The sequence below is a fragment of the Variovorax paradoxus genome (assembly GCF_040544635.1).
Lineage (GTDB): Bacteria > Pseudomonadota > Gammaproteobacteria > Burkholderiales > Burkholderiaceae_C > Variovorax > Variovorax paradoxus_R.
The window spans coordinates 12,952-29,456 of the sequence record NZ_JBEPKJ010000003.1 but is presented as its reverse complement, the minus strand read 5'-3'; the positions used below and the strand labels follow the sequence as shown (position 1 = coordinate 29,456).

The window sequence follows — 16,505 nt, the reverse complement described above, 5'->3', positions numbered from 1 at the left end:
GGTGGAAGCCCGATTATCCGGGCCGCCGCGGCCTCGCGCACGGGCGCGGCAGCGCTTATGCTGTGCGCAATCACAACGCCTGATTTCCCCACCATGACCGATTTCCGACCCGTCTTCGACAAGAGCTTCGGCAACATTGCCGCCGACCGCCTGCCCGAACTGCTGCGCGCCATGCCCAAGGCCGAGTTGCACATGCACATCGAAGGCTCGCTCGAGCCCGAGCTGATCTTCGCGCTCGCGCAGCGCAACGGCGTGAGCATTCCCTATGCGAGCGTCGAGGAGCTGCGCCGCGCCTACGCCTTCACCAACCTGCAGAGCTTTCTCGACATCTACTACGCCGGCGCCAGCGTGCTGCTGAAGGAGCAAGACTTCTACGACATGGCCTGGGCCTACCTGGAGCGCGCCGCGGCCGACAACGTGGTGCACACCGAGATGTTCTTCGACCCGCAGACGCACACGGCGCGCGGCGTGCCGATGGAGGTGGTGGTCAACGGTCTGCACCGTGCGTGCGTCGACGCAGGGCCGAAGCTCGGCGTGAGCGCGGCGCTCATCCTGTGCTTCCTGCGCCACCTGAGCGAAGAAGAAGCCTTCGAGACGCTGGAGCAGGCGCTGCCGTTCCGGGATAAGTTCATCGGCGTGGGACTCGATTCGAGCGAGGTGGGACACCCGCCCGAAAAGTTTGCGCGCGTGTTCGCGCGCTGCCGCGAACTGGGCTTCCACTTGGTCGCGCATGCGGGCGAGGAGGGCCCGCCAGAGTACGTGTGGAGCGCACTCGACGTGCTGAAGGTCGAGCGCGTCGACCACGGCGTGCAGAGCGCAAAAGACCCGGCGCTGATGAAGCGGCTTGCGCAAGAGCGCATTCCGCTCACCGTGTGCCCGCTGTCGAATCTCAAGCTCTGCGTGTTCCCCGATCTGGCACAGCACAACCTCGGCGCGCTGCTCGACGCGGGGCTGGTCGCCACCGTCAACTCGGACGACCCGGCCTACTTCGGCGGCTACATGAACCAGAACTTCACGCAGACCTTCGCGGCCACCGGGCTCAGTGTCCAGCAGGCATGGCAGCTCGCGGCGAACAGCTTCGAAGGCAGCTTCATCGACGTGGCGGCCAAGCGCGCCTATGTGGACCGGCTCAACGCCGTCTTCGCAACCTTCTGACCGGCAACCGCCGCAGCGGATTGCCGCGGCACCAGGAGCGGCATCGCCACCAGCGCGCAGGCACTGGCCGCAAGCCACACCAGCGGCCAGCCCTGCAGGGCGAGCAGGTGCGGAATCGAGAGGGGCGTGAGGAAGCACACCAGGAACACACTGGTGTTCGCCATGCCCAGCGCGGTGCCCGCGCGGGCCGCACCGGCCAGCGTGGCGAGTTCGGTGTAGGCCACGCCGTGCCAGGCCGACACGCAGACACCGCTCGCCGCCAGCAGCGCAACCAGCGCCATGCGCAGCGCCGATGAGTCGGCGGTGTGCGTGCCCGCCGCCATCGACAGGCCCGCGAGCCCCGCGAACAACAGCACGCTGAGTGCGCTGCAAGCGCGCAGGTAGGCGGGGCGGTTGCGGCGACGGTCGGTCCAGCGGCCGCTCCATACGCGCATCACCATCGCGCCGATCTGCACGAAGACCATGGTGGCCGTGATGGTCGCGAGGCCGGCATGGCCGAAGTCATGCAGGAACACCGTGCCGAAAGACAGCACCGCGAACTGCGGCGCGCAAAGAATGCCGATGCCGGCCACGATGCGCCACACACGGGCGTCGCGCAGCGGGCCGCTCTTTGGCATGGCCGCGGCTTCGGGCGCCACGGCCCTGGTGTGCGGCGCAGTCGGTGACGCCGGCGCAACTGGCGGCTCGTGCACCCAGGCCCAGCTCATTGCCGCACTGAGCGCGCACAGCAGCGCCAGCAGACCGTAGAGCGCGGCAAAGCCGAAGTGCAGCGCCACGAACGGCAGCACCAGCGCGCCGATGCCACCGCCCAGCGGCACGGCGGTCTGGCGGATGCTCATTGCGAGCCCGCGCTCCCCGGCATCGAACCATGTCATCACCGCCCGGCCGCTGGCACCGTTGACGCTGCCTCCGAGAAGGCCGACCAGCAGCAGTCCGCCGCCCAGCCAGGCCAGGCTTGGAATGTGCTGTCCGCTCGGTGCTGCCCACAGCGCCATGGCCACCAGGGCAATCGCGGTGCTGCCGAGGCCCGTGAGCAGCACCGGCCTGTCACCCCAGCGGTCGGTCAGCAGGCCCCATGGCAGTTCGCTGACTGCGATGCCCAGGCCCATGAGGCCGAGCACCAGCCCAAGCGTGGCGTTGTCGAGCTGGTAGCCGGTGCGCATCAGCACCGCGGTCATCGGAATGCCGCTGAAAGCCACGGAGAACGCCGCGTTCGCGGCGACGCCCGCCGCCAGCACTCTCCAGCGGTGGCGGGGCGGGAGCGAAGGGGGGGGAGTTGAAGAAGCCATTGCGGCGCAGTTTCCGCTGTTGCGAAGGTTTTGAAAATCAGAAAATAATGAGCCGATCGTCCCGAAAAACAGGATGATCAAAAAAGGAAGAGCCCATGTCCCAGGTGATGTTCGATCTCGACGTGCTGCGCAGTTTTTCCACCGGAATCGCGCTCGGCAGCTATGCGCGCGCGGCCGACCGGCTGGGCCGCTCCACGTCGGCGGTGAGTGCGCAACTCAAGAAGCTCGAAGCGCAGGCCGGCACCGCGCTTTTCCGCAAGGCCGGCCGCGGACTGGAGCTCACCGATGCGGGCGAAACGCTGCTTGCCTATGCGCATCGCATGCTCGAGCTCAACGAGGAGGCCGGCGCCGCCATGCGCGGTGCCGACCTGCAGGGCTGGGTGCGGCTCGGCCTGCAGGAAGACTTCGGTGAAACGCTGCTGCCCGCGGTGCTCGGGCGTTTTGCGCGCGCGCACCCCAAGGTGCGCATCGAGGCCTGCGTGGCGCGCAGCGCGGAGCTGCGCGAACGGCTCGAACTCCGGCAGCTCGACCTTGCGTTGGTGTGGGACACCGGTGAGCAGATGACGCCGCACGGCGAGCGCGTGGCGCGGCTGCCCTTGCAGTGGATCGGCCCCAGGGCGCCCGATGCGCTCGACGCGTCCTGGTGGAAAGAGCGCGAGCGCCGCCCCGGGGCGCGCAGGAGCAAGGAGCCGCTGCCGCTGGTGCTGCTCGATGCACCGTGCCCGCTGCGCGAAATCGTCACCGCCGCGCTCGATCGCGCGGGCACGCCGTGGCGCCACGCATTCACCAGCGCCAGCCTCGCTGCGTTGTGGGCCGCGACGTCGGCCGGGCTGGGGCTTTCGGTGCGCACGCCCTTCGGCCTGCCGGCGCACGTGCGGGCCATCGACCGCACGGCGGTCGGCCTTCCGGCGCTGCCGCAAATGTCTCTCACGCTCTACCGCTCGCAAGCGAGCGCAGAGGCGCCGGTGGGCCGGCTCGCAACGCTGCTGCTCGAGGCTGTGCGCCAGCACGTGCAGGCCGACCCCGCGCAGCTTCACTGAACGGCCCCGCTAAAATCCGCACCCCGCAGCCGGGCGTCCCGGCCGGCTGCGGGTTTTTGCTTTTCCGGGGCCATGTAGAGGACCACCATGTACAAAAACCTCGCGGGCCGCGCCGTTCTGGCGTGGGCAGCCGCTTGCTTTTTATCTCCCGCCTTTTCGCAACCGCAGGCTCCGAAAGAGCCGTTGAAAATCGGCTTCGTCTATGTGGCGCCGGTGACCGATGCCGGCTGGGTGCGCCAGCATGAAGAAGGCCGCAAGGCCGTGGAAGCGGCGCTGGGCGGCAAGGTGAAGACCACCTACGTCGAGAACGTGGCCGAAGGGGCCGATGCCGAACGCGTGATTCGCGACTTGGCGCAGCAGGGCAACCAGCTGATCTTCACGCCCAGCTTCGGCTACATGGAGCCGACGCTGAAGGTGGCGAAAGACTTCCCCGACGTGAAGTTCGAATCGGTTACCGGCTACAAGGCCGCACCCAACGTGGCGACCTCCAACGCACGCTACTACGAGGGCCGCTACCTCGCGGGCATTGCGGCTGGCCGCATGACGAAGACGAACGTTGCGGGCTACGTGGCGGGTTTTCCGATCCCCGAGGTGCTGCAGGGCATCAACGCGTTCACGCTGGGCATGCGCTCGGTGAATCCGAATGCCAAGGTCATCGTCGTCTGGCTCAACGAGTGGTTCGATCCGCCGAAGGAGCGCGATGCCGCCATGGCGCTGTTCAACCAGAACGCCGATGTGGTCGCCTTTCACACCGGCTCCACCGCGGTGATGGCCGCGGCGCAGGAGCGCGGCAAGATGGCCGTGGCCTACCACTCCGACATGCGCAAGATCGCGCCCGATGCGCAGATCGTCGCCGTCACGCACCAGTGGGGCGGCTACTACACGCAGCGCGCTCGCGCCATGCTCGACGGCAGCTGGAAGAGCGGCAATGTCTGGGGCGGCGTGAAGGAAGGAATGATCCGCGTGGGCGATTTCGGCACCAAGGTGCCCAAGGCCGTGCAGCAGGAGGTGCTGGCGCGCCAGCAGGACATTGCCGCGGGCAAGCTGCAGCCGTTTCGTGCCGTGAACGGCGACGTGCGCGACAACGAAGGGCGCGTTGCCATTGCCAAGGGCGCGCAGTTGAACGACGAGCAGATCCTGAAGATGAATTGGCTGGCCGAAGGCGTGCAGGGGCGCGTCGCGCGCTAGCCCAGTCGCTCGACGACAAAGTCGACGAAGGTCCGGAGCTTGGCGCTGGGCCGGGCTTCGGGCAACCGCATGATGTGAACCTGCCGTGTCGGCAGCTCCCACTTGGGCAGCAATCGAACCACCTGACCCGAGGCCAAGGCAGGGCCGAGCAGCGCGTCGGCCTGCACGATCACCCCGACACCGGCCATCGCCGCGGCCAGCAGCGCCTGGCCGTTGTTGGTGGTGAGCGGGCCGCGCACCGGCACCAGTACCGTCTGGCCGTCGCGCGTGAAGCGCCATGAATGGTTCGGCCCCCACGCGGCGAAGCCGAGCAGCGGGAAAGCTGCCAGCTCGGACGGGTGCTTCGGAAGTCCATGGCGTGCGACCCAGGCGGGGCTTGCCACCGCGAACATGCGCGCCAATGCGAGCGGCCGCGCAATGAGCCGTTCATCGACCGCGGCGCCCGAACGAATACCGCAGTCGAAGCCCTCTTCGGCCAGATCGACCACGCGATCGCTAAGGCTCAGGTCCACCTTCACCTGCGGATAGGCGGCGATGTACTCGGCAATGACGGGTGTGAGCCGGTGTGCGCCATAGGCCACCGGCGCTGTCACCCGAAGCACGCCCTGCGGCATGGCGCGCAGCGACTCGGCCACGCCGTCGGCCGTGTGCACGCTCGCGAGCACGTCGCGGCAACGCTCCAGGTAGGCGGCGCCGATTTCGGTGAGCGCGTGGCGCCGCGTGGTGCGTTCCAGCAGACGGGCGCCGAGCTGATCTTCAAGCGCGCGGATGTGCTTGCCGACCATCACGGCCGAGAGATCGAGCGCCTCGGCGGCAGCGGCAAAGCTGCCCGCGTCCACAGTGGCGACGAAGACTTCCATCGCGCGCAGCTTGTCCATATTGAGAACTCAGAGTTTCGAATTGCCGAACCGGATGGCAATTTATCAAACTATCGATTCGCAAAACAATGGAACCTTCCTGATTCATCTGGCGAGGTTTTCCATGAAGGTTCTTGTTGTGGGCGCGACTGGCGCAGTGGGCAGTGCCGTGGCACAGGCGTTGGCCGGGCGCGGACATGAGGTGGTGCGTGCGGGCCGCACGCGCGGCGACCGGCAGGTCGACATCACCAGCGACGCGAGCGTCGAGGCGCTGTATGCCGCGGTAGGGCGCGTCGATGCGATCGTCTCGGCGGCCGGCGGGCTGTTCTTCGGGCCGCTCGCTGAAATGCGGCCGGCCGATTTCAACATCGGCCTGCAGGACAAGCTGCTCGGCCAGGTCCGCCTTGCGCTGCTGGGGCAGCACGTTCTGGCAGATGGCGGCTCGATCACGCTGACCACGGGCGTAGCGGCCGACGATCCGGTTCGCGGGGGAGGCAATGCGGCGGCAGTGAATGCGGCGGTCGAGGGGTTCGTGAAAGGTGCAGCCATCGAGCTGACACGCGGCCTGCGCATCAATGCGGTCAGTCCGACGCTGCTGACCGAATCGTTGGAAGCGTATGGCGCGCTCTTTCCGGGCGTCGAAACCGTGCCGGCCGCGCGCGTGGCGCTGGCCTATGTGCGCAGCGTCGAAGGTCCGCTGACGGGGCGCGTGTTTCGCGTGTGGCAATGAGCAGGCGCACGCGACTGGCCGGCGCGCTGCTCGCGCTCGCCGCGGCGGCCGCTACGGCCGCACCGCCCGCCGTACAGGCGCTGCCCGAAGACTGGTATCCGGAAAGCGTGGCCATCGGGCCGGATGGTGCGTTCTACGTCGGCAGCTGGCGCCAGGGCGCGGTCGCCCGGTTGAAGCCGGGCGCCGCGCCGAAGGCCGAGGTGCTCGTGAAGCCCGGCGCCAACGGCCTCGCGAACGGGCAGGGCGTGTTGGTCGATGCGAAACGCCAGGCCCTGTGGGTCTGCTCGGGCAACAGCGGCTTCACCACCGTGCCGCAGGCACCGAGCGCGCTCAAGCGCTACGACCTGGCAACGGGCACGCCGCGTGCAAGCTACGCCATGCCCGATGCGGGCTACTGCAACGACCTTGCGCAGGACGCGAGCGGCAATATCTACGTGACCGATTCCTTCCACCCGCGCGTGTTGCGGCTCGAGCCGGGCGCGTCCGCGCTCACGGTCTGGAAAGAAAGCCCGGCGCTGGCCGGCGATGGGCCGTACAAGGGCTTGAACGGCATTGCGATCGATGGCGGCCAGGGCATCTATGTGAGCCTCGTGGCTGCCGCGTCGCATCTGCTGCGCATCGGGTTGAACGCCGATGGCGGGGCCGGCGAAGTCACGCGCATCGGGGCGCCGCGCGTGATGAAGAACGTCGACGCGATCCGCGCCTGGAAGCCCGGGCGGCTGGTGCTGTTCGAGAGCAATGCCTTCGGCGACGGACCCTACGGCGGGCAGGTCACGGTGGCACGCATCGACGGCGCGAAGCTCGGCCTGCAGACGGTGGTGGCGGGGCTCAACGACCCGTCCTCCGGAGCGGTGCTTGGCAACCGTGTCTATTTCATCGAGTCGAAATACGCGCTGCTGCTCAAGCACAAGGACGACGACGCGGCCGTTCCCCGCGGTGTGCCTTTCGACATCCAGTCGCGCGCCTTGCCGCCGGATTGAAGTGGGGGACGGCATATAGCACTCATACGCGCATGGAAATTGCGGCGCTGCCGGGCTGGTTTACCCTCCGCAGCAACGATGAAAAAAGCCTACCGCGCCTCCCTCCTGCGATTCGACGACGCCGGCCTGCCCGTATTCGATGAAGACGGCCTGCTGGTCGTCGCCCCCGACGGCGCCGGCCGCCAGCGCGTGCTCGATGCCGGCAGCCATGCCGCCGTGTCGCCGCGCCACGCCGATGCCGAGCTGACCCACCTGCCGGGCCGCATCCTTGCGCCGGGCTTCGTGGACATGCACATCCATTTTCCGCAGACCGACATCATCGGCTCGCCTTCGCCGGGGCTCCTGCCCTGGCTCGAGAACTACACCTTTCCGGCGGAGGCCAAGTTCATCGACCCGGCGCATTCGAACGAAGTGGCCGATGTGTTCTTCGACGAATTGCTGCGCAACGGCGTGACGACCGCGCTGGCTTTCGCGACGTCGCACGTGGCGTCGGTCGATGCCTTCTTCGGGGGCGCCCAGCGCCGGGGCCTTCGCATGATCAGCGGCAAGGTGCTGCAGGACCGGCATTCGCCGGACGGCGTGCGCGACGAGACCGAGCAGAGCCTCATCGACTCCGAGGCGCTGATCCGCAAGTGGCACAACATTGATCGTCTTGGCTACGCCATCACGCCGCGCTTTGCGCCCGCGAGCACCGACGCGCAGATGCGCGGGGCGGGCGAACTGGCCGCGAAATATGCGGACACGTGGATCCAGTCGCACGTGGCCGAGAACCGCGACGAGGTGGCCTGGGTGCGGGAGCTCTATCCGAAGGCGCGCTCCTATCTCGACGTGTACGCCGGCTTCGGGCTGATGCGCGAACGCGCCGTGTACGCGCATTGCATCTACCTCGACGACACCGATCGCGCGCTGCTGCGCGACACGAAGACGGCGGCCGCCGTGAGCCCGACCAGCAACCTGTTCCTGGGCAGCGGTTTTTTCGACTTCGGCGCGGCCGACCGCGTCGGCTACCCGTACGGCCTGGCCAGCGACGTGGGCGGCGGCACCAGCTTCAGCCCCTTCCACACGATGATGGCGGCCTACTACGTGGGCCGGGAGGGTCAGACCAAGGCCGGCCTGAGCATCGCCCCTTCGCAGCTCTGGTGGCGCCACACCGGCGGCGCGGCGCGCGCGCTGGGGCTCGATGGCGTGGTCGGCAACCTGCAGCCCGGCTGCGAGGCCGACTTCCTGGTGCTCAACCCCCAGGCCACGCCCTTGCTGGCGCGCAAGGCCGCCCGCGCGAACAGCCTCGAGGAGCTGCTGTTCGCGATGATCGTGCTGGGCGACGACCGGTTGGTCGAGCGCACGGTGATCTCGCAAGCGGGGTAACCGCAGGCCCGTCGCAGCCGGAGGGGGTGGGGGCATGGCGCATGCCACAATTCGTGCCATTCCTCCCCCGCAGCAGCATCGGCGACCGCATATGAGCATCAAGAGCGACAAATGGATCCGGCGCATGGCCGAACAGACCGGCATGATCGAGCCCTTCGAGCCCGGCCAGGTGCGCGAGGCCTCCGGCCACAAGATCATCAGCTACGGCACCTCGAGCTACGGCTACGACATCCGTTGCGCACCCGAATTCAAGGTTTTCACCAACATCCACAGCACCGTGGTCGACCCGAAGAACTTCGACGAGAAGAGCTTCGTCGACATGCACGGCGACTACTGCATCATTCCGCCCAACAGCTTTGCGCTGGCGCGCACGGTCGAGTACTTTCGCATCCCGCGCAACGTGCTCACCATCTGCCTGGGCAAGAGCACCTATGCGCGCTGCGGCATCATCGTCAACGTGACCCCGTTCGAGCCCGAATGGGAAGGCTATGTGACGCTCGAGTTCAGCAACACCACGCCGCTGCCCGCCAAGATCTACGCAGGCGAGGGCTGCGCGCAGGTGCTGTTCTTCGAGAGCGACGAAGTCTGCGAAACCAGCTACAAGGACCGCGGCGGCAAATACCAGGGCCAGCGCGGCGTCACGCTTCCCAAGACCTGATACACGCGTTCTGACCGCTGGTTACGCAACAGGCGGCCGGGCCAAGTACCATCCTGCGACGCTCCGGCAACTTCTGCAAGGCCGGCAAGGAGACTGCGATGAGATGGGAAGGCAACGAACAATCGGACAACGTCGAAGACCGCCGCGGTGAGGGTGGCGGTGGAGGCGGAGGCGGCTTCATCGGCGGCCGGAGCATCGGCATCGGCACCATCGCGGTCGCGCTGATCGCGGGCTGGATCTTCGGCATCAATCCGCTCACGGTGCTCAGCCTGCTGAGCGGCGGCGGTGGCGAACAGGTCCAGGTGCAGCAGCAACAGGGGCCCGCACCCAAGCCGCCCTCGAGTGACCGCGAGGCGGCTTTCGTCTCGACCGTGCTCAAGAACACCGAAGTGGTCTGGACGAACATCTTCCGGCAGAACGGCGGCACCTACCAGGCGCCCCGGCTCGTGCTGTTTCGCGGCGCCACGCCCACGGCCTGCGGCACCGGGCAATCGGCCATGGGGCCGTTCTACTGCCCGGGCGACAAGAAGGTGTACATCGACCTCGGCTTCTACGACACGCTCAAGAACCAGCTCGGCGCGCCTGGCGAATTCGCCCAGGCCTACGTCATTGCGCACGAAGTCGGCCACCACGTGCAGGACGAACTCGGCGTGACCGCCAAGGTGGACGGCATGCGTGGGCGCCTGAGCCAGTCGCAGAACAACGCGCTGAGCGTTCGCGTCGAATTGCAGGCCGACTGTTTTGCGGGCATCTGGGCGCACCATTCGCAAGAGTCGAAGAAGTGGCTCGACCCGGGCGACATCGAGGCCGCGATGAATGCCGCGCAGAAGATCGGCGACGACGCTTTGCAGCGTTCCGCGGGCCGCGCCGTGGTGCCCGACAGCTTCACCCACGGGTCGAGCGCGCAGCGCCAACGCTGGTTCGGCGCGGGGTATCAAAGCGGCGACATCAAGTCTTGCGACACCTTCAACGCGCGCAGCCTATGAGCCTCGATGGCGTGCAGGGCGCATGAATGTTAGCTTCGGTGCTATAAAATAAATAGCAATGTAGCCGGCGCGGGAGTTGTCACGACGCCGTCACTGCCATTTTTTGCGGCAGTGCGACAATAGAAGGCTTAATGACAAGCTCCTTCTCCAATCTATCGCTGGCGGAACCGCTGGCGCGCGCCGTAGCCGAAATGGGCTACGAGACCATGACTCCCATCCAGGAGCAGGCCATTCCGGTCGTGCTTTCGGGGCAGGACGTGATGGGCGCCGCGCAGACCGGCACCGGCAAGACCGCGGCGTTTTCGCTGCCCTTGCTGCAACGCATGCTCAAGCACGAGAACTCGTCCACGTCGCCCGCGCGGCACCCGGTGCGTGCACTGGTGTTGCTGCCCACGCGCGAACTGGCCGACCAGGTGGCCCAGCAGGTCAAGCTGTACGCCAAGTACACCAACCTGCGCAGCACGGTGGTGTTCGGCGGCATCGACATGAAGCCGCAGACGCTCGAGCTCAAGAAGGGCGTCGAGGTGCTGGTCGCCACGCCGGGCCGGCTGCTTGACCACATCGAAGCCAAGAACGCGGTGCTCAACCAGGTGGAGTACGTGGTGCTCGACGAGGCCGACCGCATGCTGGACATCGGCTTTCTGCCCGACCTGCAGCGCATCCTGAGCTACCTGCCCAAGCAGCGCACCACGCTCTTGTTCTCGGCCACCTTCTCGCCCGAAATCAAGCGGTTGGCCGGCAGCTACCTGCAGAACCCCGTCACCATCGAGGTGGCGCGGCCGAACGAAACGGCGTCGACCGTCGAGCAGCACTTCTACAGCGTGAGCGACGACGACAAGCGCCGCGCGCTCAAGCAGATCGTGAAGCAGCGCGGCATCACGCAGGCCTTTGTCTTCGTCAACAGCAAGCTCGGCTGCGCACGCCTCGCGCGCTCGCTGGAGCGCGACGGCCTTCGCACCACGGCGCTGCACGGCGACAAGAGCCAGGACGAACGCCTGAAGGCGCTCGCCTCGTTCAAGGCCGGCGAAGTCGACCTGCTGGTGTGCACTGACGTCGCGGCCCGTGGCCTCGACATCAAGGACGTGCCGGCGGTCTTCAACTTCGACATTCCGTTCAACGCCGAAGACTACGTGCACCGCATCGGCCGCACGGGCCGTGCCGGCGCCTCGGGCCTGGCCGTGAGCTTTGCCAGCGGCGGCAACGATGCGCGCCTGGTGGCCGACATCGAGAAGCTGATCAAGAAGAAGATCGAGCTCGAACCCGTCGAGTTCGAAGAAGACAAGCCGCGCGGCCGCATCAACGACGGACGCCGCCATTGGCGCGAAGAGGGCGAGGCCGGCGACGCACGCGACGTGCTCGACCAGCCGCGCGAGCGCAGCAGCATTGGCGCCGATGCACGCCGCGGTGGCGGGCGTCCGCACCGTGCGCCTTCCGCGCCGCGCGATCCGTTCTTCGACAAGCCCTACGAACCGGGCGAGCGCGAAGCCGCTCCCGACTGGGAAGCCGCCGCCAAGGCAGCGCCTGCGCGCGGCATTTCGAGCAACATCAAGAGCAAGCGCAAGGTTGCGGCGCTCTTCAAGAGCGCCGAGACGAGCTGACAGAGCACGGAGCCCGCTTCGGCGAGGCCTCTGCCCAAAGAAAAAGCCGGCATCGCCGGCTTTTTCTTTGGGCAAGCGCCGTGCGAAACGTTCAGATCACGCGGAAGTGATGCGTTCCGTCGCGCGCCAGTTGCGCCACCAGCCTGTATTCCCAGTCGAGGTACGCCTGCATCGCCTCGGCGGGCGCATCGGTGCCTTCGTAGGGGCGGCGATAGCGGTCGGTGCGTGGCGTGGCCAGCCGCGTTTCGCCCGATTCGGCTTCGAGGCCCGCGGCGAACCATGCCGCGTTTCCGCCGGCCAGGACCAGCACTTCCACGTCACGTTGGCCGCGCGAGTCGAGCAGTTGGCGCAAGTCTGCCGCGGCATAGCGCGCGAGCAGGCTGCTGCCGCAGGTCAGCACATAGCGCTGCGATGCAGGAATCACCGCATTGATCGCACCCGCGAGCTGCGCGCGAATCACATACCAGGCGCCCGGAATGTGCCGCTTCACGTAGTTGGCGCTGGTGGTCACATCGAGCACAGCGGTGCCGGGCTGCGCCAGCAGCGCTGCCAGCGTCTTCGGGCCTATCTCGGCGACGGCGGCGGCAACGGGTGGATAGGCAGGCGAGGGCGTTCCGGTTTCGGTGAACGACGAAGCCGCGGGCACCGTATCGGGCACATACACCTCCCAGCCCATCTGCGCGAGCCATGACGCGCTCATCGAGGCCCGCACGCCGTCGTCGTCCGCCAGCACGATGCGCGCGCCGCGCACCGGCACCTGGTGATCGGTTTCCTGCACCAGCTGACCGCCGGGCGCACTTGCAAAGCCGGGCAGGTGGCCGGCCTCGTATTCCTCGGGCGTACGCACGTCGAACCGGTAGAGCGTGCGCCCCGGTGCTTCCAGCGCATGCAGCGCATCGAGCGCGATGCGGCGCACGCCGGCCTTGTCGGCCACGCGGCGCGCATCGGCCTCTGCCTGTGCGCGGTGCGCATCCGACACCACGACGGGCGCCCGCCGGTCCGCGCCATGGTCGAGCACCTGCCCCGCGAGCTTCCAGCCGATGGTGCCGTTGCGCAGGGCAGCCACCGGGTTCGGAATGCCCGCATTCACCAGCGATTGCGTGCCGATGATGCTGCGCGTGCGGCCCGCGCAGTTGACGATCACCCGCGTGGCCGGGTCGGATGCGAGCTCGCGCACGCGCAGCACCAGCTCCGCGCCGGGCACGCTGGTGGCCGAGGGAATGCTCATGGTCTGGTATTCGTCGAAGCGGCGCGCGTCGAGCACCACCACGTTCGCCTTGCCCTCGACCAGCGCCTTCACCTCGGGCGCGGAAAGCGATGGCGTGTGCCGCTCGTGCTCGACCAGTTCGCCGAAAGACTTGCTCGGCACGTTCACGTCGCGGAACAGCTCGCCGCCGGCCGCGCGCCAGTCTTCGAGGCCGCCTTCGAGCAGGTGCACGTTGATGTAGCCCAGCGCGGCTAGCGTGTGCGCGGCGAGCGGCGCCAGGTCGATGCCGTCGTGCGTGCCGTAGAGCACGATGAACGTGCTGCGCCGCGGAATGCGCCGCCAGGCCTCGATCTCGATGCGCGAGAGCGGCAGGTTCGCAGCCCACAGCGGATGCTCCTGCGCGAAGGGGTCTTCTTCGCGCACGTCGAGCAGCGCGGTTTCTTCGCGCGCGATGAGTCGTTCGCGCACGGCGGCAAAGGGCAGATGGGGAAAGGCGGTGGTCGTCATGCGAATTTCGGTCTGAGTTCGGCGGAGCGGTCCCAGAGGTTGGGAAGAAGCGTGTTGGAGTAGCCCGAGACGAAGGGCTTGCGTCCGCCCTCGGCCGGGTAAGTATGCCGCCGCACGGCCCCTATGTTGGCGCCGTAGACGTGGATGCTGATCGACACGCGGTCCGCATGCGCGTTGTGCACGCGATGCAGGTCGCCGACGGTGGGCGACACGGCTTCCACATCGCCGGCGTCGAGCCGCACAGCCTCGCCTTGCGGCTGTGCCCGGCCATCGCTGCCGACGGCGTAGGCCTGGCTGTATTCGGCGCCGCGCAGCATGCCGATCAAGCCCCACACCGTGTGGTCGTGCACCGGCGTGGCTTGCCCCGGCCCCCAGACAAAGCTCACGACCGAGAAGCGCTCGGTGCTGTCGGCGTGCAGCAGGAACTGCCGGTAGTGCACCGGGTCGGGCTGCGCGAACACGTCGGGCAGCCAGTCGTCTCGCGCGACCAGTGTGCGAAGCAGCGTGCGGCCTTCGGAAAGAATGCGCGGCTCGTCGGGTGCGCTGTCGAGCAGCCGGCCGAACGCGCCGACGAATTCACGCAGCGGTGCGATGGCGGCAACCTCGGGTGCCGTCATGCCGGCCGTTTCCAGAGCTGCGCATCGGTGATGGCGCGCACGTCCACGCGCACCGGCAGGATGCCGTCGCGCGCCGAGCGGTCGGCCACCGCCTGCAAGGCAACGATGTCGGCCTCGGTCACCGGCCGGCCGGTGACCGAGGCACGCGCAGTGATGATGCGGGCCGATTCGATCGGCAACCGCGTGAGCCTGCTGTAGGCCTGCGCATACGCCTCGGGGTTGGCCAGCGCCCATTCGCCAGCGCACGCCAGCCGGTCGAGAAACTGCACGATGGCAATGCGCTTGGCCGGATCGGCCAGCGAAGGCTCGCTGGCGGTGATGAAGCCCAGGGCCGTGTTGATGCCGCGCCCGTCGCGCAAGATGCGCCCGCCCTGCTGCAGTGCGATCGTGTAGTAGGGGTCGAACACGGCCCACGCATCGATCTGCTTCGAGGCAAAGGCCGCGGCCGCATCGGTGGGCAGCACGAACTTCACCGTGACCTCGCTGCGCGGCACGCCGGCTTCTTCGAGCGCGCCATACAGCTGGTACTGCGAAATGCTTCCGCGCGCGGACGAAACGATGACCGTCTTGCCACGCAGGTCGGCCACGGTGCGCAAAGGCGAATCGGGCTGCACCACAATGCCCAGCGCATCGGCCTTGCCGACACGCGTGGCGACGATCTTCAGCGGCGTGCGGCCGACGGCGGCGGCCAGCACCGGCAGGTCGCCGGCCACGGCGGTATCGACCGCCGCGCTGCGCTGCGCTTCGAACAGCGGCGCGGCACCCTGGAAGTTGGCCCAGCGGTACGCGAAGGGCGCGTCGTCGAGTGCCTTCGATGCCTCGAAGAGGGCGCGCAAGCCGCCGGCCTGGTCACCGAGCACCAGCGTGGTCTGCGGCTGCTGCGCCCATGCACGCATGGGGCCGGCAGCCGCCAGTGCGAGGGCGGTGCCCTGCTTGAGCCAGCCGCGGCGCGAAGCCTTGGAGAAGAGGAGGCCGGTCATGCGGAGGCTCCCGAGGACTGCAATGCGCGCGCACCCGCCGCAACCAGGATGGCGTCGTTCTGCGGCGTGTGGATGCGGCTGCACAGCACGTCGCGATGATGCCGCTCCAGCGGGTTCTGCCGTGCGAGGCCGTGGTTGCCGCTCAGCTGCAGCGCGATTTCGACCGCGCGCACCGCGTTGCCCGTCACGGTGTATTTGAGCAGGCCGCTCTCGGTGGCCGGCTGCGCGCGGCCTTCGTCGACGGCACGGGCCGCATCGTCGAGCAGCACGCGGTTGGTGCGCAGCAGCGCGGCAATTTCTCCCACATGCTCCTGCACGCGCGGCAGGCTCGCAAGCGGCGCGCCCAGGCTGCCGGGTGCGCGCTGGTTCAGGAATCCGGTTACCCAATCATTCGCGGCCAAGGCCACCGCGTCGTACAGGCTGCCGAGCAGCACAGTCATCCAGGCCTGCTGCGTGGCATGGGCGTCGATGTCGGTCTGGCTACCCGCGTCGGGCGCCCAGTCGGCCGGTGCGCGCAGGTCGACCGCATGGTCGAGGTCGATTGCGACGTTCTCGAACACCACTTCATGGCTGCCCGAGGCACGCAGGCCCAGGTGGTCCCAGCTTGCGATCACGCGCACGCCGGGCGCGTTGCGCGGCACCAGGAACACGCCGGTGCGCGGCGCGGCTTCGTCGGTGCGCCCCCATACAGCGAGCCACGTGAGGCCCTCGATGCCGGTCGTGTAGAGCTTGTGGCCGTCGATCTTCCACCCGCTGCCTTCGCGGCGTGCGACGGTCGCGGGCAGGCCGCCACGTGCCGGCGAGCCGAGCGCGGGCTCCACACGCAGCGCATTGATGAGCGCACCGCGCTCCACCGCATCGCGCAGCACGCGTTCGCGCAGATGCAGCGGCCAGCGGCTGTCGCTGCGCGCGAGTGCATGGTGCTGCAGGTAGGTCATCGTCAGGATCAACGCGGTGGCGGGCTCGCCGCGCGCCACGGCCGCAATCACGCGCCGTGCCGTTGCCAACGTGGCACCGCCGCCGCCGTGCGCCGCGGGGGTCACCAGGCCGATGAAGCCGTGCGACTGCAGCGCCTCGAAGTTCGCGCGCGGGAAGGCACCGCTGCGGTCGTGGTCAGCCGCCGTGGCGGCGAACCGGGCCGACAGGCGTGCGAGAACGGCAGCGTCGACTCCGGCCGGGGCGGCGGTGGGCGTGGGGTCTTCATAGGTGGCCGGCGGGCGGCGCAAGGGGAGTGCACTCATGGTTCCGCACAGTACCGGCCGCACGCCGCGGCGGAAACGACGCATCCCGCATATGCAAACTCGTTTTTCTGCGTTCGCTTTTGCTGTGTGCGCCGGTACGGTCCGGT

General features: G+C 68.1%; 15 protein-coding genes. 9 read left to right on the top strand and 6 right to left on the bottom strand.

Annotated elements, in window-relative coordinates; genetic code table 11:
• Positions 1–93: 93 nt before the first annotated feature.
• The gene (locus ABIC94_RS05970; RefSeq protein ID WP_354372088.1) at positions 94–1,155 is read left to right on the top strand and encodes an adenosine deaminase; all 1,062 of its coding nucleotides are present in this window, start codon (positions 94–96) and stop codon (positions 1,153–1,155) included.
• Here ABIC94_RS05970 and ABIC94_RS05965 read toward each other — a convergent pair.
• On the bottom strand, positions 1,116–2,444 hold the full coding sequence (locus ABIC94_RS05965; protein ID WP_354372087.1) for an MFS transporter: 1,329 nt from the start codon (positions 2,442–2,444) through the stop codon (positions 1,116–1,118). The genes ABIC94_RS05970 and ABIC94_RS05965 overlap by 40 nt on opposite strands.
• A gap of 95 nt (positions 2,445–2,539) precedes the next feature.
• On the opposite strand from ABIC94_RS05965, the gene ABIC94_RS05960 reads away from it, so the two are divergent.
• Together ABIC94_RS05960 and ABIC94_RS05955 are read left to right on the top strand one after the other, a co-directional pair.
• Positions 2,540–3,484 (top strand): LysR substrate-binding domain-containing protein, encoded by a 945-nt coding sequence (locus ABIC94_RS05960; protein WP_354372085.1) that lies wholly within the window; start codon positions 2,540–2,542, stop codon positions 3,482–3,484.
• 87 nt (positions 3,485–3,571) lie between these two features.
• Positions 3,572–4,672, top strand: coding sequence for a BMP family ABC transporter substrate-binding protein (locus tag ABIC94_RS05955; RefSeq protein WP_354372084.1), 1,101 nt, complete (start codon positions 3,572–3,574; stop codon positions 4,670–4,672).
• On the opposite strand, the gene ABIC94_RS05950 is transcribed toward ABIC94_RS05955, so the two are convergent.
• Complete coding sequence (locus tag ABIC94_RS05950; protein ID WP_354372082.1) at positions 4,669–5,550, bottom strand: LysR family transcriptional regulator; 882 nt, start codon at positions 5,548–5,550, stop codon at positions 4,669–4,671. The two genes, ABIC94_RS05955 and ABIC94_RS05950, sit on opposite strands and share 4 nt — an antisense overlap.
• A gap of 103 nt (positions 5,551–5,653) precedes the next feature.
• Between ABIC94_RS05950 and ABIC94_RS05945 the strand changes: the two genes are divergently transcribed.
• The 6 genes from ABIC94_RS05945 to ABIC94_RS05920 all read left to right on the top strand — a co-directional run bounded on the left by ABIC94_RS05945 (position 5,654) and on the right by ABIC94_RS05920 (position 11,846).
• Positions 5,654–6,259, top strand: coding sequence for a short chain dehydrogenase (locus ABIC94_RS05945; RefSeq protein ID WP_354372081.1), 606 nt, complete (start codon positions 5,654–5,656; stop codon positions 6,257–6,259).
• Positions 6,256–7,239 (top strand): hypothetical protein, encoded by a 984-nt coding sequence (locus tag ABIC94_RS05940; RefSeq protein ID WP_354372080.1) that lies wholly within the window; start codon positions 6,256–6,258, stop codon positions 7,237–7,239. The genes ABIC94_RS05945 and ABIC94_RS05940 overlap by 4 nt, the downstream gene beginning before the upstream one ends.
• 78 nt (positions 7,240–7,317) lie before the next feature.
• A complete protein-coding gene (gene guaD, locus ABIC94_RS05935) occupies positions 7,318–8,604 on the top strand; it encodes a guanine deaminase (RefSeq protein ID WP_354372079.1) in 1,287 nt (428 codons plus the stop codon).
• Positions 8,605–8,695: 91 nt separating this feature from the next.
• On the top strand, positions 8,696–9,262 hold the full coding sequence (gene dcd / locus ABIC94_RS05930) for a dCTP deaminase (RefSeq protein WP_013542862.1): 567 nt from the start codon (positions 8,696–8,698) through the stop codon (positions 9,260–9,262).
• Positions 9,263–9,360: 98 nt separating this feature from the next.
• A complete protein-coding gene (gene ypfJ, locus ABIC94_RS05925) occupies positions 9,361–10,248 on the top strand; it encodes a KPN_02809 family neutral zinc metallopeptidase (RefSeq protein WP_354372077.1) in 888 nt (295 codons plus the stop codon).
• 131 nt (positions 10,249–10,379) lie between these two features.
• Complete coding sequence (locus ABIC94_RS05920) at positions 10,380–11,846, top strand: DEAD/DEAH box helicase (protein WP_354372076.1); 1,467 nt, start codon at positions 10,380–10,382, stop codon at positions 11,844–11,846.
• Positions 11,847–11,937: 91 nt separating this feature from the next.
• On the opposite strand, the gene ABIC94_RS05915 is transcribed toward ABIC94_RS05920, so the two are convergent.
• From ABIC94_RS05915 to ABIC94_RS05900, 4 genes are read right to left on the bottom strand one after another with little or no spacing between them, the layout of a single operon-like run.
• Positions 11,938–13,560 (bottom strand): rhodanese-related sulfurtransferase, encoded by a 1,623-nt coding sequence (locus ABIC94_RS05915; protein ID WP_354372074.1) that lies wholly within the window; start codon positions 13,558–13,560, stop codon positions 11,938–11,940.
• Complete coding sequence (locus ABIC94_RS05910; protein ID WP_354372072.1) at positions 13,557–14,177, bottom strand: cysteine dioxygenase; 621 nt, start codon at positions 14,175–14,177, stop codon at positions 13,557–13,559. The genes ABIC94_RS05915 and ABIC94_RS05910 overlap by 4 nt, the downstream gene beginning before the upstream one ends.
• Positions 14,174–15,157, bottom strand: a complete 984-nt coding sequence (locus ABIC94_RS05905; protein WP_354372070.1) for an ABC transporter substrate-binding protein — start codon at positions 15,155–15,157, stop codon at positions 14,174–14,176. Before ABIC94_RS05905 ends, ABIC94_RS05910 begins: the two co-directional genes overlap by 4 nt.
• Positions 15,154–16,398 carry an acyl-CoA dehydrogenase family protein gene (locus tag ABIC94_RS05900; RefSeq protein WP_354372069.1) on the bottom strand — a complete coding sequence of 415 codons (1,245 nt, stop codon included), beginning with the start codon at positions 16,396–16,398 and terminating at the stop codon, positions 15,154–15,156. The genes ABIC94_RS05905 and ABIC94_RS05900 overlap by 4 nt, the downstream gene beginning before the upstream one ends.
• Positions 16,399–16,505 lie beyond the last annotated feature (107 nt).